Consider the following 24557-nt stretch of genomic DNA (forward strand, 5'->3'; position numbering starts at 1 on the left):
GCGACAAACTAAGGTCTTATTGCCGACGATTATTTGCTGTTAGTTTTGGTAGCACCGACCTTGATGGTACCTGGTTGTATGCAAAGCCACCGTAATCAGGAAAAATATTCAATTCTAGTACTAAGGGCCCCTCTCTAGAGATAGCGATATCGGTACCCGAAAAGCGAATACTTGGAAATGCAAACAATGACGATTTGGCCAGCTCAATCGACTCCTCTAAAAAAGCTACTGCTCGGCCCTGCATTTGCTCACCCGTAACAGGGTTATGCGTATACAACTCGTATGGCTTCGCCTTCATGAAGCCAGATAACAAAACACCGCGTTCAATATCAACGGGATAAATGACGCCACCTGATGTCGCATTGTCAACCAAGGAGCCCGCAGCGCCTACACGCAGAAAAACTAATAAACATTCCACACGGTCCTCAGCTACCTGTCGAACCACACATCGCAAGGTATTAACAGAACTAGGATTAAAGGCCGCAAACTCTGCGTGCTGTTCCAGGTAACGCTCTACCAATACCCCATCCCGACCTGACACTCTGAGCCGCTCAGTTAGCTCACTAACTGTGATAGGGCTATCCTCATCTAGAAAACAAAGTTGATCACCGCCTAAGTACTCTGCAGCATGAAAACCTACCCCTCCCCATGCTTCTGTCAACTTGAAACAAACTTTCTCACCAGGGCTCAGTGTTTCCAATAAGCGCTGCAAGTCTCTTGAGCTCCTTAGTTCTCGGCCTTCTCGGTCTAGACCTCGGAAGGGATGAAAACAACCAAGTAACTCCGGAGTCGGCACGCCATAAGTTGAAAGTATCGCCTTCTCTACGATTTTGTTTTGTGATGTGCGATGGTAAAGGCGCTCATTCCATTCATAGACACGTTGAGCGTATTGCCGACTACTCCAATAACCGAGTAAGTGAAATAAGGGAAAGTCGCGTTGGTACATCCGACCCAAATTATAAAAGCCAGGACCTAGCCTAGAACGCAGATACAACAAACACCACTCCATAACTTGGCGCCCTACAGACTTATTCGTACTTTCAATAGCCAGTCGCCGCGCTAAGGCTAGATAAGTAAATAGACCTTGACTCATGGACTTGACCTATTAGTTAATCTGCTAAAACTAATAACTTGGCGAACTAGCTCAAGGAAGCCAGACATTTCCGCCTCAAGTTCTAGATTACTAAGATTCTCTCCATCTAAAATTCTCGGCAAGCAATAAATATTCGAGCTCTCTCGTGCCAAACCCGAATCCGTTGTTGTAGCACTTTCTATACCGAGCTCTTTTAACACCGGCCAATCCTCTGGCTCATTTAGGCCACTTGGGTAGCAAAAGTGGACCAAGGGCTTACTCGTTAGCTGCTCCAGCCACTGTCGATTTTCACTTATTTCGCTTGCGAGACTGCTTTCCGTAGCACTACGAGTGCGATGACGATGCGTATGGAGCTGTAGGTCTATTCCACGCGATGACATTGAAGCAAGTTCAGAGCTGTTCGCAAGATGAAAAGTGCGAGATGCGCACAAGGACTCATAGCTTTCCCCGATACTCTCTGCCACTGCAGCTAACAAAGACTGACGCTGTTCATCACTATCAAGACTTCTTGCATAGTCCTGAAGCTGAGATAGCGTCACTACCTGAGGAGCCTTTGAAGTAGTGCCTGCTGCATTTAACTGAATGCAAACGGCTTGTTTGCTCTCCTCAGCCAACTGAAATAGATAAGCCAAGGCCACATCAAATACTGGACTTTGTTTGTCAGCATAGTAGCTACTCACATATAAAGTCGCTGGGTAGCCCGCTGCACAGAGAATTTCAGACATATGCTTGCATGAACTCTGCCAACCGTCATCAATAGTAATCACTACTGCTTTTTCTGGGAGACGCTTTTCACTCAATAGTTCCAGCGCTTTTGACAGAGGTAATACAGTCGCGCCCCACTCATTTAAGAAGCGCATTCGCGACTCAAAGGTTGCCGGCTTCATAAAGAGAAAGTTACCAAAATGACCATCTCCCTCCCATATACCGTGATACGCCAAGATACGGAGACGATCACGGGTAAGCCACTGCGCAAGTTTAAACAGGCCGATGATTCGCGCTAGGCCTAGAATCAGCTGTTTCACGCTTCACCCATCTCAGAAAAAACAGCATGACAAGGTTTATACATCATGCCAAACGACGCAGTTTAGGAGTATCTGGCTGTAGCTCAGGCTTGCCGAAGGACCATAAAATAATAGTGATACCAACCAAGTGCCAAGGTAAGTCGAAGTAAGTGAGGCTCAGGAATGCGCCTCCAGACATATAAGCAACTAAGCTGACCTGCAACATACGCGCCAAAAGTATGTCCTGTTCATGATACAACTTGTGCTTGTTTTTTATAACCCGCGACAAGTTTCGCCAGGTGGTAGCAAGTATCAGTAAAAACAGCAGTAGGCCCGGCCAGCCGTGCTCAGCAAGCGGGTGAAAGTAAATACTATGCGCAACAAATACCCACTCTGGCCTCGGTGCGTAACGCTGAAACATCTCCTGACTCCACGAGGAGAAACCAGCACCTACAATAGACTCATTAGCCACATTGAGCGAGTACTGCCAAGAATTTAGCCTCTGCAATGCCGAGTTGTCTTCTTGATAATTTTCTATAGTGCCCATTCGCTCATGCCAACTTGTTGGCATAAAATTAAACACTAGTGCTGCCAAAATAATAATAGCTGGCCCAGTGATCAACTTTGAATGTGACTTTAACCAAAAGAAGCCGCCCACAGCTAAAATTGACACTATCGCACCACGGGACTGTGAGCCAATGACTGAAACTAAACTGAGAGTGATTGAAAGCCCCAATAACCACCTGATCCATCGCTGCTCTCGGTAACACATATAAAGATAAATCATTAAGGGAATGGTCATCAGGATTGCAACTGCCAGCGCATTATTCTCTCGAATATAGCTACTATCTGGTCCCCAAACTATAAAGGCGCCACCCGTTAGTATCGTAAAAACACCACCTTTTACACTGTAAAAACCGATAGAAGCGACAATGACCCAAATCAATTGTTGTAAACGCTCGCGATCGTTTATTAACACTAAGGTAAACAGCGCAACAAGCTGAATTTTCAGGATATTGACCAACTGTAGCATTGCAGCTTCAGGATAGACGGCCAGTGCCGTGGTGAAACACATCCAAACTAAAAAACACAGCCACATAGCCGTTGTGCTATTAAAGGGAAATGTTTTCTTTTCTTGACTAAATACCATAGCCAACATCAAGGTTAAGGCAACAATTTGCGCGAAGGGCATGGAGTATGCGAAACCATATGCGAGCCTGTGCGGGTTCATATAACTAATCCAGGACCACACCAATATCCCAGTATATGGCCGCCATAAAATTAGCGGCAAACTGCCAAACACAAGCAGAGTTACCAGAATATCCCGTAGTCCCATAGTTTTAGTCACCCCTCATCAAGTAGTTACTCGACTGACCACATAACGAAACTTACCTGATTTTTCCGCACTAATTGAATCAACCAAGTCGATTTCCACACTCACCTCATTACCCAATCGCTGGCGAAAACCCTGCTCAATACGCTCAGCACTCGCCTCATCAAAGCCATTGGCTGCAACAATACTGACCTTAGTTAAGCTTATGCTTTGCTGTTCAATACGAAACATTGATACCTCAGGCATCTCGCGCAGAATATAAATAAGCGCTAAGCCATGAATACGCGTGCCATCTGCTGCAACAACGAAATCGGTGCTGCGCCCTTCTACACTTGCGAGCACAGGCAGACCTCTGCCACAGCTGCAGGATGAAGCAGAAAGCGCGCCAACATCCCCTGTACGATACCTTACAAAGGGAAAGTCTCGGGTAGCCATATGGGTGACAACAATCTCGCCACTAGTGCCTTGGGGGACTGCACGACCGGCTTCATCAAGGATTTCGACCACAATATCATCCGCCGTTATATGTAGGCTGCCTTGGGGACACTGGTGGGCGATAAAGCCGGCATCTCGACCTCCGTAACCATTGGCCACCGGACAAGCGAAGGTCTGTTCTATCAATTGACGCTGATGATCATAAAGCCGTTCGGAGGTGACAAATACAACCTTGATACCCAGGTTATCCATCCGCTTCCCACTGCGCCTAGCGTGCTCCGCTAACAAACTAAAAGCAGAGGGGTAGCCAAATAACATTGCCGGTCGCTTGGCAGCGATCAAATCTAAATACTCAGCTATCTTTGCTGCCGACAACTCAAATGCTGACAGTAAACGACTGCGAAACAATTTATCGCGAATCAAACGCAGTCGATCTTGGGAGCCCAACTCAATGGGGGAGCCCCACAGTACCAGTTCTGAGTCGCCAATATCTACATTCCACCAGCGGGTGGCGCGCCACTTGGCCGCGACATCGTGACTGATCCGCTCCTTGCCAAGTTGAAACACCAAAGGTTCACCACTGGAACCGCCAGTGTTAAAAGATTGCAGCGAAGAGGCATTGTCTGCACGCAGCAAATCGCTGTTACTACGAATGGTCGTTTTATCGAGCAAAGGTAGTGCATTTAGCGCTGACAGGTCAGAAACGCTTTCGGGATCGAATTCGAGCTGTTCAAACAGATCGCGGTAATAGGGTACATGCCTGCCAATATCCTTTAAAAATACTCGCAAGCGCTGCACTTGGCGTGCGCTGATTTGTTCTGGCCGGCGCCACTGGTTGCGCTCCATCTCACGGCGAATAGCCACAGTGCCGTGCCCCTTGGCGTATTCGTGTAAAGGAAATAACACTTTAGCTACCAACTGCGTATAGACACTCATGTCCCTGACTCCAAGTGACCTTGATATAAACTCAGCCACTGTGGCCGCACTACTGGCCAAGTATAGTTCTGTACCAGCTGCAGGCCTGCCTCACGCATACGCCAGTACAGCGCTTGATCCTTATATAAACGCAGCACGGCATTGGCCATCGCTTGGGCATCATCAACAGCTACCAACAAAGCCGTTTTCTCATGCTCAACCATAAAGGGAACACCACCAACGTCACTTGATACCACTGCTACAGAGCAGGCTAGCGCCTCTAGAATCGAGTTGGGCATGTTATCCACTCGCGCGGGGTTCAGCATAATATCGCTTGTGGCATAAGCTGCCGCCATCTCCTCGGGATTGAGTCGACCAACAAACTGGACCTGAGCGGCTACCCCCAGAGATTCAGCTAAAGACTGCAACTCACTGAGCAAGGGGCCACTACCGGCGATAGTGAGACTGAGCTCATCGACCTCGTCAGCAATTAGGGCCAGGGCCCGAATAGCGATATCGAGGCCATAAATCGATTCTAAATTGCGGGCTACAAACAAGTTTAGAGGGCCTTCAATGCTCTGGGCCGGCCGCGCCGTGAAGCGCTGCACATCCACCACATTGGGGACAATCACACAGTCAACACCATAGTTGGCAAACACCTCCTGTAAAAACCCTGAAGGGACTACCACTGCGGCTACCCTGCGCAAACTCGGCAAGACGCGGGAAGCTGATCTGGCCATATAACTGGCTGCGTCTCCGCCACGATAATTGACGATCACCGGGGTGCCGCGCAAACCAGCAAGCCAAATCACCGGCGCCGCAAACAATTGCCAAGACCAACCAGAATTAGCCATCAGATGAATGACATCAACACGCCCTGCTAGACGCCAGGTACTCCAAATAAAAGGCAACAAGCGACAGATGGCCCGCAAGCCGCGCAGCCGCTCTACCCAGCGCGGGCGATATGCAGCATTAGTGGCTAACAACTCGACTTCTATACCCTCTTCTTTTAGAAGACGAGCTAACTGCTGAGTCTGCATCGCCATGCCCCCGCTCGGTGGCGGAATGGGCCCCACCAAGCCCAGCTTCACATTACACTCCGGTAAACATCCGCATAACGCGCCACACTGGTCGGCCAATTGCGCTCGCATTCAACATAGTCACGTCCCGCGCTTTGCATGACAGGCCACAAGGCTCGCTGTTGAAGCAACTTATCTATGGCCGTGGCAAGCGCCACTGGGTTCCCAGCCTCAAATAACAGGCCATTTTCACCATGGCGGATCAGCTCCCGGTGTCCGCCAACATCAGATGCCACCACCAGCTTGCCCTCTGCCATCGCCTCTAGCGGCTTTAAAGGCGTTACAAGCTCTGTCAGGCGCATCGACTCCCGCGGATACACGAACACATCGACCAAGCTGTAATAGCGCTGTACTTCTGCATGTGGAACACGCCCTACATAGACTACACTTTGCTCCAATCCAAGGTCGACAATACGCTGCTTCACAAGCGCCTCCTGCGGCCCTCCGCCAACCAGCAATAGCACCACATCGGCCCGCTGTTTGCGTATCTGTGCCAGAGCATCCAACAATATTGGCAAGCCCTCGTAGGCGTAGAAAGATCCGATAAAACCCAAGACTATTTTGTCGGACAGCCCCAACTCCGATAGCAGCGCTGCATCAGGGGCCCTACCGCTAGCAAAAGCCTCTGCATTGACCGCATTGGGAATCACCGTAACTCGCTCTGGAGCTATGCCACGCTTAACTATGTCAGCACGCAGACCCTCGCAAATCGTAGTAACTGCATCAGCGCCTTGAAAAACGCGAGTTTCCAGCGCGCGGGTCACGCTGTATCTCGGCCCTCCCTCACGACTAGTGCCGTGATCAACGGCCGCATCTTCCCAGAAAGCACGACACTCATAGACCACCGGTAAACTATATTTGCGCCCCACTCGCAGTGCCGCTAGGCCATTAAGTGCCGGTGAATGGGCGTGCAAAATATCTGGGCGCAGTTCCTCTACTAGTTGATTCAAACGAGCTTCAAGGCTGGTCACAACCTGCCACTGCTTCAGAATAGGAGTTTGAGCGACAAGGCGGCTCCCCGGCGCTGTACGGTAGAAGGTAAAGCCATCCACCTCTTCCACCATCGGGCCCACTGCGCTGTGCTTTAAGCCCGTCACTTGGCTAGTCGTCCAGCCAAGCTCACGCTGCGCCTGCAAAATGCTGCGGGTGCGAAAAGTATAACCACTGTGCATTGGTATCGAATGATCAAGTACATGAAGGATGTGAGGGCTCTTCATACTCACAAGCCCAGATCATCATTGCGCGTCGCGGCCTGAAACATCAGCAGCGACCACAGCGGAGCACTGTATTCGCGCCGTCCAGATTGATGGTCGCTGACTAGCCTTCGTAGATAATCGACATTGAATAAACCGCTATCAGCTAGCCCCCCCTCAAGCAAATCTGACTGCAAGCGCTGTTTCAAAGGACCTCGAAACCAGTCCCCCAGTGGCACCCCAAAGCCCATTTTAGGACGATATAAAACATCCTTCGGCAAATAGGGCTCCATCGAGGTCTTGAGCAAGTACTTCCCTTCTTGTCCGCGCAATTTCAGATCTGGCGCTAGACCAGACACCCATTCTGACAACTCATGATCTAGCAGTGGCACTCGCACCTCGAGTGAATGTGCCATACTGGCACGGTCTACTTTGGTAAGAATGTCGCCTACTAGATAGGTTTTCATATCGAGGTATTGGATCATGGACAAAGGGTCATCCGAAGGGCAGCGAGCCGCATGATGATCAAAAACCGACTGTACGGAATAACCCTGCAGCTCACTTTTGAGTGCAGGGCTGAACATATTTGATCGCTGTTCACTAGAGCTTAGGGACACCGAATGCAAATATGCGGACACCGAATCCCGAGCCAGGGCCTGAAGAGTCGTTTTAGCTCTGAACACGCGAGGTGCCCAATCAGCTTTCGGATAGAGACGCCCCAGCGGTGCAAACACCGCACGCCGCAAGCCCAGTGGCAAGGAACTGCGTAAGCGCTCTTCATTCATGTGCCAGCGATAACGGCGGTATCCGGCAAAGTTTTCATCCCCGCCATCACCGCTGAGGGCAACGGTCACATGTTGTCTCGCGAGCTGGCAAACTCGGTATGTGGGTAGTGCAGAGCTATCAGCAAAGGGCTCATCATAGAGCTGAGCCAAAGTATCCAAGAGGGAGAAATCCTCGCTACTTACCGAGTGCTCCGAATGATTGGTTTTATAACGCTCAGCCACCAGCCGCGCGTAGCTCGTTTCGTCGTACTGCTTGACGTCAAAGCCAATGGCACAGGTATTTACCGCTGCCTGCTGCTCCTGCGCCATCATCGCAACCACCGCGCTGGAATCAACACCACCCGAGAGGAATGCTCCAAGAGGCACATCAGCCACCATGCGGATCTTTACTGCCTCACGAATTCGCTGCTGCAGTTCTTCACGCAGATCCGCCTCAGAGGCTAGCGCAATGGGTGTAAATGGAATATCCCAATATTGCTTTTGAGCCGGCATCGCTGCACCGCGCTTAACCAGCAGTGTGTGCCCAGGGCAGAGCTTATGGACGTCACGATAGATGGTTTTCGGTTCGGGTATATAACCTAGAGCAAAGTAATCCTCTACCGCCTGTGGATCTAGGCGACGCGGCAAGTGACTGTGGGCTTTGAGCACCTTCAACTCAGAGCCAAATAATAACTTCCCATCCGCTAGCAGACTGTAAAACAGTGGTTTAATGCCGAAACGGTCCCTAGCCAAAAATAGACTCTGGGCCCTGCGGTCATAGAGAGCAAAGGCAAACATACCTCGAAAGCGATTGACGCAGGACTCACCCCATGCCTGCCATGCGTAGAGTATGACTTCAGTGTCACAGCGGGTGCGAAACTGGTAGCCCAAAGCCTGTAACTCTGCGGCCAGCTCACGGTGGTTATAGATTTCACCGTTATACACCAAGCAGGTATTACCATCGGCACTGGACATGGGCTGCTGGCCTGAGGACAGATCAATAATCGACAAGCGACGATGTGCTAAACCTAAACCCGGTTCTCGAAAGAAACCATCCTCATCAGGGCCTCGGTGCGTCTGTACCCGGTTCATAGCTGCAAGCAATTCTGCATCAACTGGGGCTCTGCCCCGTAGATCAAATACGCCTGCTATACCACACATAGTTTTATCCTGTTACTTAGGTGTTTACATCGTTCATCATCACTAACTCGTTGAGTTTCCCCTAGCCCACGGCTAGAAGCTCATCATAAAGTGCTAAATACTGAGCGACGGTTTGTGGCCAAGAAAAGTTTTCACGAACAAATCGAGTGCCGCTCTGCCCCATCTGCTGCCGCAACTGCGCTGAGTCGATAAGGCGTAAGATCGCCTGAGCTAAGGCTTCAGAGTCATCCACCGGCACCAACAAGCCATTGTCTTCGTCACTGACTAATTCCGGGTTTCCGCCGACCCGAGTTGCAATAACCGGCAAGCCGCTGGCCATTGCTTCCAGTAAAGTATTAGATACCCCTTCGGCTAGCGAAGGCAGCACAAATACATCCATAGCTCGCAGCAGTTCCGCCACATCACTGCGATCACCTGTTAAGAATAGCAGTTGGGCAATATTCAACTCTTCGGCTAGTGATTGCAGCGAATGTCGCATTGGCCCCTCGCCAACAATCACTAACCTTAGGGTGTCGCGCAAGTCCGGATTAATCTCAAGGATACGCGCTAGAGCCTGCAGCAGAGAGCGCTGATTTTTGACCTCTGCCAAGCGCCCCACCGCACCCACTATGAGCGAGCGCTTGTGTGCCAAAAAGTCTTTTGGAAATAGTGACTCTCTATTCTGATCAGCAAGCAAGGGATGGAATCGCGACTGATCCACACCATTGTAGATTTGTCGCAGGCGATCCGGACGAACACCAATGTAATCAACAAGCCAAGTAGAAAGGTCTCTGCTAACTGCAATATAGCGATGAATCAAGTAGCGCATAGCTTTACGCAGCAGTCGATACTTGTAATTTGTCCCCTCTAGGTCACTCATATCGCGACCATGCTCACCATGGACCCGTCTAAGCTTGGGACCAAAAAGAGTTACTAATTGGGCCTCTAGTGCCGCCAGGTTGCGGCTATGGACAATAGCTGGCCGAAGTTGGCGCAACAGCTTCCACAGGCGCCTGTAGGCTGACCAATCCCGCCCAGCTCGCATATTTAATTCATAGACCTCTACACCTGGCGCTGTAATTCGCTGGCCAAATGCATCTGCCTGCGTAAGACAGACGATAGCGTGTCGATAGCGCTCTTTCGGCGTGCCATTAATTAAATGAACAAGGCCATTTTCCAGGCCACCAGTGCCCAAGGCATAGATTATGTGCAGCACCAATGGCGGTCTTGTATCGCTACCTGACATGCTGCCCAACCAGCCACTGATGTTGTTGTAAAAAGTGCTCCATGTCAGCGCCAGAGTCCCGCTCTAGCGCGTCGACACTGAATAGTAATACACGTTCAGATTGGCTCTGGCCTTCCCTAAGCTGCTGCCATAACTCAAATAACTTCGCCATGTAATGGTTAGCAGTCACATGTGGCCCGACCTTGAACCAATACCACACTTTCAGGCGCTGAGTACCGCTGTCGATATGTGACTCAATAAGCGTAAACTTACGATCGTTCAAGCTAAGCTGCCGCCGGCCTGAGCTAATAACACGCCACTGCCCCTGATTTCCTAGCAGACGCTTAAAGTCTATGATGGCTTCTGCCCCAGCAATCTGACCTCCGTAGTGCAACTGAAGAACAAGAAACAATTGCTGCTCACCCTGTGTGTATGCTTGCTCAGTGACCCGCTGTGCCCCAGCTTCTAGAGGCAACCAAGGTGTCGCTGCATCTGATTGTTGCCAATCTTTAGTGCTAGCTGGGGGTACTGTCATGGCTTGCGCTTGCAATTCTGCGGTATTCAGCCCAATTTGCTTAAATAGGCTCTGGCCAGACCAGAGCAGCGCTACAGAAGCAAGGAAGGCCCCAAGCAGCTTGAAAGACCGGGGCCCTCTGGCTTCCGTACTAGCCCTTAGTGAAGGGCTATCATTACTCACTGCTTCAGCCCAGAAAGACCCAATCCAGAATAACAGCAGCATCACCAGGCCAAAGAACACCCAGCCATAAACGAGGTGGTCAACACCAGCGGCCAGCTTGCCGCTGCTTAAGTGCCCCAACATCACTATAAAATAGGCTCTCAAGGCATTGGCAAGAATAGGCACAAATAGAGAGAGAGCAATAAACAACAACTGCTTCCAAAGCCTTGAATAGCTCAGATAGGCATACAGCACACCCAGAGTGAATGAAGCAATGAGATAACGCACCCCACTACAGGCTTCCACTACGCGCCAGTTTCCCGTTGGCAAACTAAAATACATACCATCACGAAATACCGGTACGCCTGACCACTCGACCATTCTCACTGTCGCAGTCGCAGTAAACTCCTGCATAGGTGGAATTAAACCCAGCCCCATGGGAACCGCAAGAAACAGGAAGCCCAAGGGAAAAACTATTATGCGAGCTACGCTATTACCCAGTATCGCCCAAGTACCTGCTACCAGCATGGCCACCAGTGCCAGCTGCTGGACTACCAGCACCTGCACCAGAGAAGCGGCTAACCACAGCAGCAGCGAGGGGACAAGAAACAAGACTGCGAGGAAGCTGCCCTGAGGACGGCAAAGACGCAACTCCTCCTTCTTGCGATAAACCAGCCAGATAGAGATCGGTAAAATGAGATAGCCATGGGCAAAAGTATCCGATCGCGCCCAGATAGCCTGAATGGACAATGCTGTCTCAGCGAACATAATAAAGACTGCACACCAATAAAGTGCTACTAAAATACTTGCTAGCCCCCAGCCATTAACTGTAGCAGTGCTACTGAGCGAGGAAGGTACGTTAGTAGTCATGTAAGGCTCGCTTTTCGTCCATTAGCTTAATCTCAGCACCACGCTGCAGCAGCTTATCGACTAGTGGTAAGCTCGCACTCCAGCTGAATTGCTCCAGCACTAACTCGCGTCCATTGAGCCCAAGGTTCTGCCAATCACCCTCAATTAGCTCAGCAACACGTTGTGAGATCACTTCAGCAGAACCGGCCAGTAATACATGCTGACCATCAATGGCTGGAATCCCTTCCAGTCCCGCTGGACTGACCAAAACCGGACGAGCCATAGCCATCGCTTCGAGCACCTTATTCTGTATCCCCCTCGCAACACGCAGAGGTGCTACAGCTGCCAATGAATGCTGCAGATAAGGACGCACATCAGGTACCCGTCCCGTCACAAAAACGTTTGGCAGCACTGCTAACTGCTTGACACTGCGATCTGGATTACTGCCAACGATATAGAAAAGTAACTCAGGGTGCTGTTTTAATAAGACTGGAAACACTTCTTTGGCAAAGCCAACTACAGCATCTATATTCGGCCAATAATCCATCGCGCCGGTGAATACCAAAGCAGCTTGGTCTGGCTTGAAGGGGTTTGGCAGCCTGTCGTCCGGACAAAAATATCTGCCATCGACGCCATTATTATAATGACTCACACGCTTAGCTTCGGGAACTTGCAGGGAGCGAAACATCTCTGCCTCCGCCGCTGACACAAACAAACTTGCTGCACTGCGACGATTCAAAGACTTTTCAAACTCTAGTAAGGTTCGCGCCTCGCGCCGGTAAAGCCAAGACAGTGGCCAAACTTTGGTCTCAGCATACTGCCGCCATTTATCAGAGTCCACATCAACAAAATCAACCACCGCATGCAGCTCTGACAGTGCAGGCAGCTTCAGATACTGTCCCATTCCAGATGAATAAATCAGTGCCCGAGTAATACCTAGCTCGGTCACTACTGAAGTAATCCAATTCGCTAGGTCACGACGAAAGTACAATGGTAATGTTAAAGGTTGATTGCCATATAAGGCTGCCAACAGGGCTGATAAATGCGGCAGCCCGCGCCGAGGCAAGATCAAGCTACGATGACAGTAGCTCTCCACTACTTCTTGATACTGCCAGTCATTAGGGTCATCTACGAAGGTCGCCAAGCACACTGCATATTGCTCGCTGAGGTAATTGAGCAGATGAAACGAGCGGATTTTGTCACCCTTATCCGGCGGATAGGGTATCCGGTGACACAGCAGTAGAAGCGGCTCACGCAGATCATTGCCTGGTTGCTGTATCGCCATATTAGCCCAGACTTCCAGCGACTAACGGCCCTATGGCATTAGCCAGCGGCAAAGGTAAGCGCTGCCAAATGCGAATCAGCGACTGATACTTCGGGTTGCTGGGGCTGAGATTGGGCAGTTCATCGCGCTTAACTAGGTAGTACTCATAAGGCAGCGGCTGCGGCTCAAAACCCCAGTTCTTTTTGAAGCTAAAAGGCCCCGTATCTTTCTTACTGCGACCAAAATCAAAGCCCAAAACACCTTGCTCAACTGAGCGTCGCATGAGCTCCCAATACATAAAGTGATTGCAACCTTTAATGGTTCTAGCTCGTGACACGCTGCCACCGTAATAGGGCAGCACCTCCCCGCGAAAATAAAAACTCATCACCCCTGCAACATCAGACTGACCGTCGCTAATCATCAAGATTCGGCAGTCTTGACCAAACTCTTCTCGCAAGCACTCTAAATAGCGAATAGAAAAAACTGGAGTACCAAGGTTCCGGACACTTTCCGAGTACACGCTATAAAGACGCTTCAGATCATTAGTCTCCTCGCTGATCAATGCGCTTTTTATACCCTTACGTATCATCGCTCTTTGGCGATTAGGAATAGCTTTTAAATTGACCTCATGATCACTGTCTAACACTGTGCGAAAAGTGTAATACAAGTCTTTGGTGGGCCAACCGCTACCACTGTCTCGGGTGAAGCGAAGCTCCATATTATCCACATTGATATCTTCGGCCAGCTTGCAGGCCGTCTCTCGCAGGGTGTTCTCTATCGCTGCGCTATCAGCCAAAATACCGCCGTAAACACAGAACGGCAGGCTTATCAGGCTGTGTCCAAAAAGCCGACTTTTTACTTCAGCTAGAGGCAATACACCTACAATTTTGTCCTGACTCAGTGCCAGCAAAAAATGCGGTCGGTGACCGAAGGCTTTGTGCAGCACACGTGACCAGCCAAAGCGATGACAAAAAGTGCTTTTAGCACTGTTAAACACATAGCGGTCCCACTCTTTGGCATCGCCCTCCACCGCCCGCCTAACAGTGATGTCCTGCTCTACAAGCATCATTGTCCATACTCATTCACTGGAAAGACCCGATCGACTCGATCCCACTCAAAATCTGACAACAAGCTCTTCACTCGCGAGTGCATACGTCCAAGATTCAGATAATGTCTAAATCGAGTTTTCAAGCCAAGGCCCGAAATACGCGGCTGATCGGCATCAATTTCCCAAGGATGAAAGTAGAAAATGCCCGATTGTGACTCCCCAGTATTAAGGCGCTTTAAGGCCCATCGAGAAAAAGCATAGGGGTAAAGACGAAACCAACCTCCACCCCCGCAATTAAAATTTCTTCCAGCAATACTCAAAGTACTTATTGGAATTTCCAGCAAACGTCCTCCGGCTGCTGGAAAAGCAAAGCGTGGCGCATCGGGCATACCATAGTGATCATGATGGATCGGCACGATACTGGAACTGTATTGATAACCCGCCTCGGCCAATTCATCCAGCGCCCATAAATTATCTGCGCCGATCGAATAACTTGCTGCGCGATAGCCCAGCACGGCTGTACCAGAAATATCCTCAAGTAAACTGCGCGTCCGAGAAATATCCTCCCGGAAGGCGCCTCGATCCTGTTGCGTAACACGAATATGCTCCCAGCCATGACTGGCAAGCTCATGTCCCTGAGCAACAATCTTGCGAACCATAGAGGGATGGCTATTGGCAACACAGCCCAGGGTAAAAAAAGTGCCCTTCACTTCAGCATCGTCAAATAGCTGCAGAATTTTCTCAACATTAGCCTCAACACGGCTCGGCATTGATGCCCATTGGGATTTTTCAACATGCGACTCAAATGCAGAGACTTGATAATAGTCCTCCACATCAACCGTCATAGCATTTTTTAGCCTGCGCATCTTAAACTGCCCCTGAAGATCAATGTTGGTCTAGCCAGCTAGCTATTTTTGCGGCGATACGTGGCGCCGCTTGCCCATCCCAATACTCTGGGATACAGCCGGCTTTACCACCTGTTTCTCGAGTCTGCCGAAATACACTACGAATCTGTTCTGCATCAGTGCCGACAATCGTATTAGTGCCCTGAGTTACCGTGATTGGACGTTCTGTGCTCTCACGTAAGGTAATGCAGGGAATTCCAAGTGCGGTGGTTTCTTCCTGGATACCGCCAGAATCCGTAAGCACTAACTGGCTGTCTTTTAATATCCCTAACATTTGTAAGTAATTGAAAGGTGGGCAAAGGCTTATGTTCGAGCTGGCAATCAGCTGCTCCAATCCAGCTTGCTTAATTCGGTTTTCTGTACGCGGATGAAGTGGAAAAATCAGTGGCAAGTCTGCACTAATTTCACTGAGGACCTGCAACAAAGCTCGTAGTGTTTTCGGGTCATCGACATTCGACGGCCTATGCAACGTCAGTAGACCGTATTCTTTGAGCTTCCTTGGAGTACTTGCTATCTCATTTAAAGTTTGGGCAGCTGGAATGGCTTTATCTAAATTGTGATGAAGACTATCTATCATCACATTACCAACAAAATGCACCCGCTCCCTATCTATGCCTTCGCGCACAAGGTTGCTTTCTGCATCTCGCTCAGTAGTGAACAAAAGATCTGACAACTGATCAGTGAGGATGCGGTTGATTTCCTCCGGCATGCTCCGATCGCCACTTCGAAGCCCGGCTTCGACATGAATAACCGGGATACCTTTTTTGACAGCCACCAGTGAGCAAGCAATAGTAGAATTCACATCTCCTACAACCAATACTGCACGAGGTGGGTTGTTATCGAGCTCTGGCTCAAAGCGCTTCATGATTTCCGCGGTCTGTACCGCGTGGGACCCAGAGCCAACACCCAAATCAATATCCGGCTCGGGAATTCCCAACTGATCGAAAAAGGACTGCTTCATGGCCGCATCGTAATGCTGACCAGTATGCAATAAACGATAAGTTATGGCAGGCGAAATTTCCTTAAAGGCGCGAATAACAGGCGCTATCTTCATAAAATTAGGCCTAGCGCCCACTACACAGAGTATATGCCCAGACGCCGTACCAAGTACCATTTTAGACCACCTTAAAGCTGATATCTGAATTGGAAAACGATGCGATTTTCCTCGTATTCATTCAATGCACTCTTCGAGCTTCGTTCAGAGTATTGATAGCTCAAAGCCAGCGATGTCCTTTGGCCAATTTTGCGATTGAGGCCAAGGATAAAGCGCGCCACATCGGACTCTCTGTCAACAGCACTGCGAGCCTCATCAGGCTTACGGCGGTTCCAGGACAAGTGTGTATAGGCGCTTAACTTGGAGCTAAGTTGTCTGGTAGCTCCGACTCCAGCGTAGATAAAGCTATCTTTGTAGCCATCGACAGCGCGAGTTTGCTCTGAGTGAGAGGCATTTACTGTGAATGAAGTGCGCTGTGCCCCAAAGTGATAGGACAGCAAAAACTGCTCTCTTAAGATAGGGCTGTTGCTCACCGTGGTCTGCTGACCTTCCGGCCCAAAAATTTCATCCTGTCCCGGCAGCCCGCCGTCAAGCAAGTCATCGATATTATTGGCAAAAAGATCTTGACCGCGGAGTGATCGATCGTAAGTCAAATCGCGAAAGTAGCTTGCGCGTAATGCACTGCGCTTGTGTCGATACTCTACGGAAGCCCTCGGGGCGCTGCCAAAAAAGCGCTCTCCAGTACCTGCCTGTACCGTCACACGAGTGCTGGGTGTCCAAGTTACTCCGACATCCCAGAAGCCACCATCGGAATCCTGGAATACCGTGACGTAATCATTCCACTCCTCACCTACATAAGCATTAATTTGCCAAGTGCGATTAATTTGCCAAGCTGAGCGCAGCTGGGCAGATGAGAGCTGGCTATTAAAAAAGTCGCCTCCACCCTCACGGTTGTCGTAGTCTATATCACTATACTTAGCACTGATGCCAACACTAAGCCGCGTTAACTCCGGAGATGTCCCAATGTCGAAATCGACCTCCTGCCGCTGATTATCATTGACCTGATTTTCAGAGTTGAACTCTTCACTATATCGATAGCGAAGAAAGAGGCGGCTGCTAGGCGTCAACCTTCGCGAAACAAAAGGTGACACGCTATATTGATAGCTAGTATTGAGGTTATTGCGCCCGTCCAGTGCGTCTTCGCCACCAGCGGCAAAGGGGTTTATCCGATTCTGATCAGCGAAAGCAGTGGTATCAAGATACAACCAGTTTTCTAACAACTCAGCATTGCCATTAAAGCGAATTCGCGGTGCAGGTGAGATCGAATTGCTACCACCGACCCCACAATCAATATCACTATTTTCAATAGTACTGAATTGAGCTGCGGCATAGAGATCAATACGTGCACGAGCACCTGTCGCCTTTAAGCGTACATTTGGCGTCGCTGTAGCAATGACATCACTCTCTTTATTTTCCTTACTCAGGCAAAGGTTATCTGAATAAATCGCCCCCAATGACAGGCCAGCTGAGCGCTCCCACTCAGCCGCTGAAACTAAGCTAGAGCAGGACAGCACCGCAGTCATAGGAAATACAATGATGTAGCGCCACAGGCCTGCACTTGGGGTTTTTCTCATTATGACGACACCGCAGACTGTCTTGGTGCCGGCGCCTCCGGATTATTCTCAGCATAACCATAGCCGTAACCTAAGCCATAGCCGTAGCCAAAACCAATGAACTTGCGTCGTCTAGCGCGATTCAGAACCATGCCAACCATTTTGTCTTCGCTGATATGTTCAATCGCTTCCACTACTGCTTGCTGAGGGGTTCGATCAGCACTAACCACAAACACGATCTGGCCAACGAAGCTAGCCAAAACACCTGCCTCGGTGGTGAGCAAGAGGGGCGGCGAGTCGAAGACGATAACGCGGTCGGAATATCGTTGCGAGAGCTCACCCATCAATCTGCTCATGCCCTCACTGGCTAGCAATTCGTTAGATTTTTCGTGTGACCGCCCCGCAGGCAATATACTCAGCTTGTCCATGTTAGTACGGCAAATTACATCACCAATCTGAGTTCCATTACCCTCTAGAACATCGATCAAGCCAGGGCTATTGCGCGGTACGCCTAACAAACTGCCGGCCGTAGCTTTAGCAACATCTGCATCGACAAATAGCACCGTCCGGTCCATTTCCATGGCGATACTAATGGCGAGGTTAATCGAGGAGAATGTTTTTCCATCCCCTTCTAGTGCACTAGTTACCATAACCAAGTTAGCAAAGCGCAACTCACTGGCTGTCTTACCATCAATATTTTTCAAAATGGGGCGCTTGATACTGCGATACTCTTCCGCAATTAAACTTCGCGGTACAGCAGGGGTTAACATACCCCGTTGGTGCAGGTTGTCGAAGGGAATTTCAATTGTTCGCAGCTTAACTGTGCCCTCTGCAGCTCGAGATGAATGCGAGACTTTATCCTGTGATGAGCGCCCCGACCTTTCATCCGCGCTCTCAATACTTGTAGGCTGCGGCTGTTCCGGCTTAGGGCTAGAGCCCAGTTTCCCTACTGCTTTTTCAATGATACTCATTATTTGGCGACCCTAAATTGTGTCATAGTCTCTACCCTATTAATGAACTCTGCTTGAGACTAAGGCCGGCATAGACTAGGAAAAGCGCTACCACAAGCGATGCGTAAGTGAGAGTAGCGTAAAGTTCTTTGCGCCTTTCATATGCCGATTGCGCTAAGGTAACGGTTCCCAGCAAAGGTAAGCCCGTGACATTAACCAAGGTACGAGAATCGCTAACGATAGGCGACAAAATTGACAGTAAGAGTCCCACCATCGTGCCACCACCGATACCCAGAAGTAGTACACCCGCGTTTAGCAGCACCTTGTTCGGTTCGTTTGGCTTTATAGGCACAAAAGGAGGGTCAATCACGCGGAAGGTTACTTCTGAGGTTTTTTGCTCCACATCCTCTGATAACTTAGCCGATTCGCGGCGCTGCAATAACTGCTGGTGCTGAGACACTAGGACACTGTAGTCCCGGTCCAGTTGTTTTAACTGTCCTTCAACCTCAGGAATGCTATTAACTTTATTTTCTAGCTCAACAACTCTGCTCTCATACTCAGCCACTCGGACTCGAAGTTCAGCTACCCTGGCCTCTGTTTCCGCTAACATGCCGCGCATGCCCTGATACACCGGACTGGCAGATAAACCGTAGGCGCTTGGCCCGGCAACAGCCAACTGAGAGGCTCTCTCCTCCTCTAGCTCATCGAGTAAACCCTGTACCTGCCTAACTTCTGGATGTTTTTCCGTGTAGCGTGAGCGCAGAGTATCAAGCTTGAGCTGTAGTGATTGTATACGGGCATCCATCGGGGACCCTCCACCACCACTGGCAAGAAACACTGGCTCCTCACCGAGTAATTGTCGCTCTAATTCACGTCTACGGTTTTCCGCCTCACGCAGCTGCAGCAGAGCCTCGTCGAGCTGCGCTCGGGAAGCCTGCAAACGGCTATAGTAATCGCCACCACTGCCCGGCAGCATATCCACATTGCTCTGTTTGAATTCTGCTAGGCGAGCCTCAGCGGCTATTAAACGCTTCTCATAATCCGCTATTTGATCATCGAGAAAATCCTGAGCACCCGAGCCACCATCGCGCCTTTCAGTACGTGAACTCTCTATGAACACAGTGATCAATGATTGTGCTAAGCGTTTCGCCGTATCTCTATTGGAGTCCATAACAGAAATTGAATAGAGCGATGAATTAGCGCGATCACCAGATAGTGAAATGGCCTTCCTTAATCGGGCAACCATCTCCTCACGCTCCATTTCCGTATTAACGTCCAAGTCCAAGTCGGTCATACGCATGAGCTTTTCTAAATTAGGCCGACTCAACAGAGTGCGACTCATCATCGCAATACGCTGGTCTATATTAGGCTGAATCGTTAAGCCTTTTAGCAATGGGCGCAAGACACTATTGCTATCAACGTATACTCGGGCCGTCGCTACATAGGCCTCGGGTAATCGCCAAACCCACATCCAACCAGCCATACAAACCACCCATGCTACTATCAACACCAACCAGCGGTGTCGCCATATGCCCAGCACATAAGACCAGAGCTGCGCTATTGTATCTTGCATATTACCTTGCCTATTGACCGGGACAGTTTAAAACCACGACTCAGAAATAATCACAATATCCCCGGGCATTAGGGCCAAGTTAGCTGAGATATCACCATCCTTGAGCAAGTCGTCCAAACGCAGACCATAGGATTTCTGGACTCCCCCTTCCATACGCACTAGCACTGAGCTGTTACCTGAGGCAAATTCGGTCATGCCGCCAACGGCAATCATCAGGTCAAGCAAGGTCATATGCCTGCGATATGGAATACTCGCCGGCTGGGTCGCCTCGCCAACCACCCTGACCTGCTGCTGTGGCACACCGACAAAACCGTTAACGATGACGCTGACCACTGGTTGGCGTACGTAATCACCGTAAGATTTCTCAATATCACGCGCCAGCTGAGTCGAGGTTTTACCACTCGCTTGTAAATCCTCCACTAAGCGAGTGGTAAACTTACCATCGGGGCGTACGATGCCTGCGGAAGAGAGCTCCTCATTACCCCACACAAAAATTTCTAAGGTATCTCCGGGACCAATCACATAATCGAAGTCTGGAGCAGCCAGACGGTCAGACTGAGGAACAGGCGGGTAAGACCCTGCACAGGCAGCTACAACAAAGGCCATAACTAAGAGCGCAGCGCTGCGGATCCAGCTTTTAAGGCTTACCGCCCTATTGTTTTTATAACAAGCCGACATCGTTATCTCCTATAACCCAAGGTTATTTATGCTAGGAAGTGATTGATTTCAGCATAGCACGTCAAGTCAAAAGCACATGATTTATCTCTAACTAATGTGAAGAGGGTCACACGGCAAAAAGTCTAGTTCGAGAAAATGGAAGCTAAGAGGGGTTTTTAAGTCGGCAAAGTAATCAAGTGCCATAAAATTAATTTATGCCACTAGGGATCTTGGCCGCTAATCGCGCCCTGTTAATAAACGAACATGAGATAAAGCAGCACTAGGATCACAATGAGCTTTATCGAATGCTTCTGCCAGAAGCTCGCAAGCTGATCTCTGCCTAGTTCGGGTTCGGGTTCGGGTTCGGGTTCGGGTTCGGGTTCGGGAAAAATATCTGCATGACCACCTTGGTCTAAGGCAGTTTCAGCTTTTTTTTTTGCTCGGCATCGACCTCAGCTGCTGGTTTTGAAGTGCTATTTTCCAGACTATCGGCCGCTTCGCCTTCGGACTGTGGCTCTGGCTCATCAAAGTGATCGGGGGCCTCGAAATCTTGATCGGAGAATGTTGTGCCCGCGGCTAAATGCTCGCCCTGCAGTTCGGTGATAACCTCTTTTACATCAGCGACCAACAGCTGATGGCGCTGTTCCACCGCGCAATGCAGTAATAGACGACTACAAATTAAATTAATACGTCGTGGCACCCCTTCGCTGAACTTATAGACTAGAGGGTAAACAGCTTTACTTATCTGGGGGTCCCCTTGCCAACCCACCCGCTCAAGCCGATGACGTATGTAGGCCTCTGTCTCCCTTTCCTCCAGCGCTTTAAGGTGGCTGGCCGCAACTATGCGCTGATGCACTTGCTCCATTTCTGGCCGCAGTACCAACTCTCGCAACTCTGGCTGGCCCAGCAAAAATATCTGCAGTAATGGATTGCCCTTACTCTGGATATTAGTTAGCAAACGGAGCTCTTCCATCGCTGACACACTGAGGTCCTGCGCCTCGTCAACAATTAGTAGTGCGCGACGCCCTTCCCTATTCCAGCGATGCAGTAACTCAGTAAGCTGCTGTAATAGCTCACCTTTCTCTACCACTTTAGAGCTAATACCAAAATTATAAGCCACCATCTTGAGAAGATCGTTAGCTTCAAGCTGGGTACATACTAAGTGAGCTGTATTGACCGACTCGTCGGCCAGACTGTCCACTAAGTCACCTATCAGCGTAGTCTTACCGGTACCGGGGCGGCCGGTAATCATGGCAAAGCCTTCAGCACGCATGTAGGCGTAGGCCATATAAGCGCGAGCTTTGGCGTAAGCCTCATGTTCATAACAAAAATGGTGATCCGGACTTAGCCGAAATGGTTCCGCGCTGAGCTTGAATATCCGTTCATACATCGGCTTTTCTAATCCCTTTACCGCCCTGCGGCTTATCAATCAAGCTTTGCAGACCAGCTTGAACATTGCAAGCGGGCCCCTAAACCCTAAACATGACTTTGAAGCTCAAAATATAAAATAGCTGGCTTTATTAAAACCGCCTCACCTGCTGTGTTGCTTCAGTTTTTTGAACTGGCAGCAGCTGGAAAGCAATCCATCCAAGCTTTGCGTATAAGGTGGGGAAGCAGTAAACGCAGCGGCATACGCAAATAATGTGAACGCAGATAGAGGGAAAATTCGGCCAGACCAGTACCGCTCAGTCGGCAGGCGCTATGCTTTGGTGTAAACGCTCGAACAAACAAGAAATCCATCAGCTTTATTTGTGCTGACGAGGGTTGTTGTAATCCCATCGATTGCAGAGCCGCCAGATCCACTGGCGTAGCGAAGAAGCTGCTGGCATAGCGCAAAGCGTAATACAGCGGTCTTAAGAGCTTCATATCACTTGCCCGCTGTAGCAGCTGCGGATAAAAATCAGCGCCTTCTGTTTTGACAAAATGCCTGAGCAGACAATCGAGATCCCAGAGGTCTCTTAAACCGTGATCAAACTCCCCCTCGTGAAAAAGGTGGGCCGCGCTGTGTATCACCATATCTACTGGACACAGAACCTTGACCCCAGGCTGTAATTCACGAGCTTCAGCCCATAAGGTCGATGGATCAATAGCAACATCACAGGTCGGCGGCAGCAAGGTATGATGTACATCGAGTGTTGAGCCTCGCTCAACATGCCCCAAGGGCGGTATTTCGTGCATCCAGCGTCGATAGTAGCGCTCATTGTATGGATCAATCGCACCCGCGCTCCAGCCATAGCTAGACAAAACATTCTCAATTCGGGGGAGTTTGTTAGCATGTACCAAAATGTCGATATCGGAAATCAAGCGACCTGCTGCTGGCGCTAAGTCTCCACACAAGTACGCCGCCCCTTTGAGCAGCAGTACCGGCTCATCAACTTCTGCTAAGGCACTGACAAGGTGCTGTAACTCGTAGTCTAAACTGTGGCGCTGCTTCTGATGCAGTAGCCAACCTGCATCTAAGTGACGCCAGACCTCTTGAGGGATTTTCCTATCATCATCCGACTGAGCCGCCAAGAGGCTGCGCAAAGTGCCTAATAAGCGTGTTTGTCGCAGCTGTGGAACCAGCAGATCCCAATCAGACAAGCTCAGAGAAAAAGCTGTACCGGGATTACGCAATAAATCGGCAACACTTGGCCTCATGCACCATACCGCCCGTGCAATAAAGACTCCATCGCGCTATGAGCCTGATCAATACTCCCATAGTGCAAATCAAAACACTCAAGGTTATCGATGAAGCGGGACATGGAGTCAAAACCTGACTCCCCTAGCAGGCTATAATTGAAGGAGTGGTGTGCAGCAAACATAAAGCTTTCTGCTCGACCTTTAGGACTAAGTCGCAATTTAGCCCCTGCTTGATAGCGTGGAAAAACTAAAAACCTCGCTGGCAAACGAGCCAAATCATGGCTATCAGAGGCAAGATCAGCCTTGAGGTGCGCCACACTACCTTTATGAGTATCTTCAGATACAGGCCCCATAATCGCTGAGGGCTCAAAAGCCTGAATTAGCTCAATGGAGTCATTTTTAAGGCTAACCGGACGCGGCAAAGGGACAAGCTTATTGCTGCCGGGTTCAAGCATAGCGTGTTCGTCCGATAATAAACGCCAACCACGCAGAGCGAGTGCCGCGCTCAAGGTACTTTTGCCAGCACCAGGCAAGCCCGGCAATACAACTGCCACACCATTTTTCGCCACCACGGCGGCATGCAACTTCAGGTATTCATGCAAGGTAACCGACACACACCAGTTCATACCCCACTCAAGAAAAGCGTAGGCTTGGGCTTTGGGTATAGCAGCAAAAGGGCTCTGCTCATCGACTTGAAAGTGAATATGGCCACGCAGGAAGTCGAGTAGGCCATTTGCCCTAAAGCTTAAGTGAAAGTCGGCAAAGCCATCATTGGCAGCAAGAGGGTGATCAGCATAGAGCCGCGCCAAACCATAGCGAATAATCGGCAAAGGGCTGCGCAAGGCATAGGTATAAGGTCCAACGCAAAAACGTAAGCCGGAGCCCTCGAGGTAACGGCTAAGTTCTGTATCATCTAATGATGCTAAGGTTTGGCTAGTCAATCTTGCGTCACAATAGCTGCAGCCGATAAGGACTGAAGTTGCTGGACTAGCTGTTCCTCTGTCACCCCCGATCCAAGGCCATCACTTTGACATAAATGGTCCAGTAATTCAGTGGTACTGCGCTGCTTCTCGGCAAGCGCTTTCAGTATTGGGAACACAGTCTCACTCAGTAAATGTGTATCACCACTATCCACTTGATAATACACAAAAGCTGATTCGGATCGATCGTAGAATCTGGCCGGCCCTGTTAAACGCCACACGCGGAACACCCCACAGTAATATTG

The 24557-nt window shown here is 49.8% G+C and carries 21 protein-coding genes; all 21 read right to left on the bottom strand.

Annotated features, from left to right (window positions below; translation table 11 throughout):
• Positions 1 to 16 precede the first annotated feature (16 nt).
• On the bottom strand, positions 17 to 1093 hold the full coding sequence (locus H2508_RS06180; RefSeq protein WP_182170203.1) for a sugar-transfer associated ATP-grasp domain-containing protein: 1077 nt from the start codon (positions 1091 to 1093) through the stop codon (positions 17 to 19).
• A complete protein-coding gene (locus H2508_RS06185; protein WP_182170218.1) occupies positions 1090 to 2118 on the bottom strand; it encodes a polysaccharide deacetylase family protein in 1029 nt (342 codons plus the stop codon). Before H2508_RS06185 ends, H2508_RS06180 begins: the two co-directional genes overlap by 4 nt.
• 43 nt (positions 2119 to 2161) lie before the next feature.
• Positions 2162 to 3433, bottom strand: coding sequence for a putative O-glycosylation ligase, exosortase A system-associated (locus tag H2508_RS06190; protein WP_182170221.1), 1272 nt, complete (start codon positions 3431 to 3433; stop codon positions 2162 to 2164).
• A gap of 18 nt (positions 3434 to 3451) precedes the next feature.
• Positions 3452 to 4801: a phenylacetate--CoA ligase family protein gene (locus tag H2508_RS06195; protein ID WP_182170224.1), complete on the bottom strand. Its 1350-nt coding sequence runs from the start codon at positions 4799 to 4801 to the stop codon at positions 3452 to 3454.
• On the bottom strand, positions 4798 to 5871 hold the full coding sequence (locus H2508_RS06200) for a glycosyltransferase family 4 protein (RefSeq protein ID WP_220463590.1): 1074 nt from the start codon (positions 5869 to 5871) through the stop codon (positions 4798 to 4800). Before H2508_RS06200 ends, H2508_RS06195 begins: the two co-directional genes overlap by 4 nt.
• Positions 5868 to 7076, bottom strand: coding sequence for a TIGR04063 family PEP-CTERM/XrtA system glycosyltransferase (locus tag H2508_RS06205; RefSeq protein ID WP_182170231.1), 1209 nt, complete (start codon positions 7074 to 7076; stop codon positions 5868 to 5870). Before H2508_RS06205 ends, H2508_RS06200 begins: the two co-directional genes overlap by 4 nt.
• 2 nt (positions 7077 to 7078) lie before the next feature.
• Complete coding sequence (locus H2508_RS06210; protein ID WP_182170234.1) at positions 7079 to 8977, bottom strand: XrtA/PEP-CTERM system amidotransferase; 1899 nt, start codon at positions 8975 to 8977, stop codon at positions 7079 to 7081.
• Between the two features lie 61 nt (positions 8978 to 9038).
• Positions 9039 to 10202: a TIGR03088 family PEP-CTERM/XrtA system glycosyltransferase gene (locus tag H2508_RS06215; RefSeq protein ID WP_182170237.1), complete on the bottom strand. Its 1164-nt coding sequence runs from the start codon at positions 10200 to 10202 to the stop codon at positions 9039 to 9041.
• A complete protein-coding gene (gene xrtA, locus H2508_RS06220; protein ID WP_182170240.1) occupies positions 10192 to 11727 on the bottom strand; it encodes an exosortase A in 1536 nt (511 codons plus the stop codon). The genes H2508_RS06215 and xrtA overlap by 11 nt, the downstream gene beginning before the upstream one ends.
• Entirely contained in the window at positions 11717 to 12991 is a 1275-nt protein-coding gene (locus tag H2508_RS06225; RefSeq protein WP_182170243.1) for a TIGR03087 family PEP-CTERM/XrtA system glycosyltransferase, read from the bottom strand. Before H2508_RS06225 ends, xrtA begins: the two co-directional genes overlap by 11 nt.
• 1 nt (position 12992) lies before the next feature.
• Complete coding sequence (locus H2508_RS06230) at positions 12993 to 14039, bottom strand: FemAB family XrtA/PEP-CTERM system-associated protein (RefSeq protein ID WP_182170246.1); 1047 nt, start codon at positions 14037 to 14039, stop codon at positions 12993 to 12995.
• A complete protein-coding gene (locus tag H2508_RS06235) occupies positions 14036 to 14884 on the bottom strand; it encodes an XrtA system polysaccharide deacetylase (protein WP_235964901.1) in 849 nt (282 codons plus the stop codon). Before H2508_RS06235 ends, H2508_RS06230 begins: the two co-directional genes overlap by 4 nt.
• 19 nt (positions 14885 to 14903) lie before the next feature.
• Complete coding sequence (gene wecB, locus H2508_RS06240) at positions 14904 to 16037, bottom strand: non-hydrolyzing UDP-N-acetylglucosamine 2-epimerase (RefSeq protein WP_182170249.1); 1134 nt, start codon at positions 16035 to 16037, stop codon at positions 14904 to 14906.
• Positions 16038 to 16048: 11 nt separating this feature from the next.
• Positions 16049 to 17551, bottom strand: a complete 1503-nt coding sequence (locus tag H2508_RS06245) for a TIGR03016 family PEP-CTERM system-associated outer membrane protein (RefSeq protein WP_182170252.1) — start codon at positions 17549 to 17551, stop codon at positions 16049 to 16051.
• Complete coding sequence (locus tag H2508_RS06250; protein ID WP_182170255.1) at positions 17551 to 18501, bottom strand: XrtA-associated tyrosine autokinase; 951 nt, start codon at positions 18499 to 18501, stop codon at positions 17551 to 17553. Before H2508_RS06250 ends, H2508_RS06245 begins: the two co-directional genes overlap by 1 nt.
• A gap of 31 nt (positions 18502 to 18532) precedes the next feature.
• Positions 18533 to 20053, bottom strand: a complete 1521-nt coding sequence (locus H2508_RS06255; protein WP_182170258.1) for an XrtA system polysaccharide chain length determinant — start codon at positions 20051 to 20053, stop codon at positions 18533 to 18535.
• Positions 20054 to 20080: 27 nt separating this feature from the next.
• Entirely contained in the window at positions 20081 to 20731 is a 651-nt protein-coding gene (locus H2508_RS06260; RefSeq protein ID WP_182170261.1) for an XrtA/PEP-CTERM system exopolysaccharide export protein, read from the bottom strand.
• Positions 20732 to 21122: 391 nt separating this feature from the next.
• Positions 21123 to 22100 carry an ExeA family protein gene (locus H2508_RS06265; protein WP_182170264.1) on the bottom strand — a complete coding sequence of 326 codons (978 nt, stop codon included), beginning with the start codon at positions 22098 to 22100 and terminating at the stop codon, positions 21123 to 21125.
• 158 nt (positions 22101 to 22258) lie between these two features.
• Positions 22259 to 23350, bottom strand: a complete 1092-nt coding sequence (locus H2508_RS06270) for a nucleotidyltransferase domain-containing protein (RefSeq protein WP_182170267.1) — start codon at positions 23348 to 23350, stop codon at positions 22259 to 22261.
• Positions 23347 to 24273, bottom strand: a complete 927-nt coding sequence (locus H2508_RS06275) for an HprK-related kinase A (RefSeq protein ID WP_182170270.1) — start codon at positions 24271 to 24273, stop codon at positions 23347 to 23349. The genes H2508_RS06270 and H2508_RS06275 overlap by 4 nt, the downstream gene beginning before the upstream one ends.
• A complete protein-coding gene (locus H2508_RS15305) occupies positions 24270 to 24542 on the bottom strand; it encodes an HPr-rel-A system PqqD family peptide chaperone (RefSeq protein WP_408014919.1) in 273 nt (90 codons plus the stop codon). Before H2508_RS15305 ends, H2508_RS06275 begins: the two co-directional genes overlap by 4 nt.
• Positions 24543 to 24557: the final 15 nt, after the last annotated feature.

The sequence above is a fragment of the Sediminihaliea albiluteola genome, assembly GCF_014077625.1.
Taxonomy (GTDB): domain Bacteria; phylum Pseudomonadota; class Gammaproteobacteria; order Pseudomonadales; family Halieaceae; genus Sediminihaliea; species Sediminihaliea albiluteola.

Bases quoted from the DNA above. Each gene is read 5' to 3' on its own strand.
- H2508_RS06205 (WP_182170231.1), bottom strand. From the start codon at position 7,076: ATGAAGAGCCCTCACATCCTTCATGTACTTGATCATTCGATACCAATG.
- H2508_RS06215 (WP_182170237.1), bottom strand. From the start codon at position 10,202: ATGTCAGGTAGCGATACAAGACCGCCATTGGTGCTGCACATAATCTAT.
- H2508_RS06245 (WP_182170252.1), bottom strand. From the start codon at position 17,551: ATGAGAAAAACCCCAAGTGCAGGCCTGTGGCGCTACATCATTGTATTT.
- H2508_RS06230 (WP_182170246.1), bottom strand. From the start codon at position 14,039: ATGATGCTTGTAGAGCAGGACATCACTGTTAGGCGGGCGGTGGAGGGC.
- H2508_RS06270 (WP_182170267.1), bottom strand. From the start codon at position 23,350: ATGAGGCCAAGTGTTGCCGATTTATTGCGTAATCCCGGTACAGCTTTT.
- H2508_RS06195 (WP_182170224.1), bottom strand. From the start codon at position 4,801: ATGAGTGTCTATACGCAGTTGGTAGCTAAAGTGTTATTTCCTTTACAC.
- H2508_RS06210 (WP_182170234.1), bottom strand. From the start codon at position 8,977: ATGTGTGGTATAGCAGGCGTATTTGATCTACGGGGCAGAGCCCCAGTT.
- H2508_RS06225 (WP_182170243.1), bottom strand. From the start codon at position 12,991: ATGGCGATACAGCAACCAGGCAATGATCTGCGTGAGCCGCTTCTACTG.
- H2508_RS06180 (WP_182170203.1), bottom strand. From the start codon at position 1,093: ATGAGTCAAGGTCTATTTACTTATCTAGCCTTAGCGCGGCGACTGGCT.
- wecB (WP_182170249.1), bottom strand. From the start codon at position 16,037: ATGGTACTTGGTACGGCGTCTGGGCATATACTCTGTGTAGTGGGCGCT.
- xrtA (WP_182170240.1), bottom strand. From the start codon at position 11,727: ATGACTACTAACGTACCTTCCTCGCTCAGTAGCACTGCTACAGTTAAT.
- H2508_RS06260 (WP_182170261.1), bottom strand. From the start codon at position 20,731: ATGTCGGCTTGTTATAAAAACAATAGGGCGGTAAGCCTTAAAAGCTGG.
- H2508_RS06265 (WP_182170264.1), bottom strand. From the start codon at position 22,100: ATGTATGAACGGATATTCAAGCTCAGCGCGGAACCATTTCGGCTAAGT.
- H2508_RS06190 (WP_182170221.1), bottom strand. From the start codon at position 3,433: ATGGGACTACGGGATATTCTGGTAACTCTGCTTGTGTTTGGCAGTTTG.
- H2508_RS06235 (WP_235964901.1), bottom strand. From the start codon at position 14,884: ATGCGCAGGCTAAAAAATGCTATGACGGTTGATGTGGAGGACTATTAT.
- H2508_RS06255 (WP_182170258.1), bottom strand. From the start codon at position 20,053: ATGCAAGATACAATAGCGCAGCTCTGGTCTTATGTGCTGGGCATATGG.
- H2508_RS06250 (WP_182170255.1), bottom strand. From the start codon at position 18,501: ATGAGTATCATTGAAAAAGCAGTAGGGAAACTGGGCTCTAGCCCTAAG.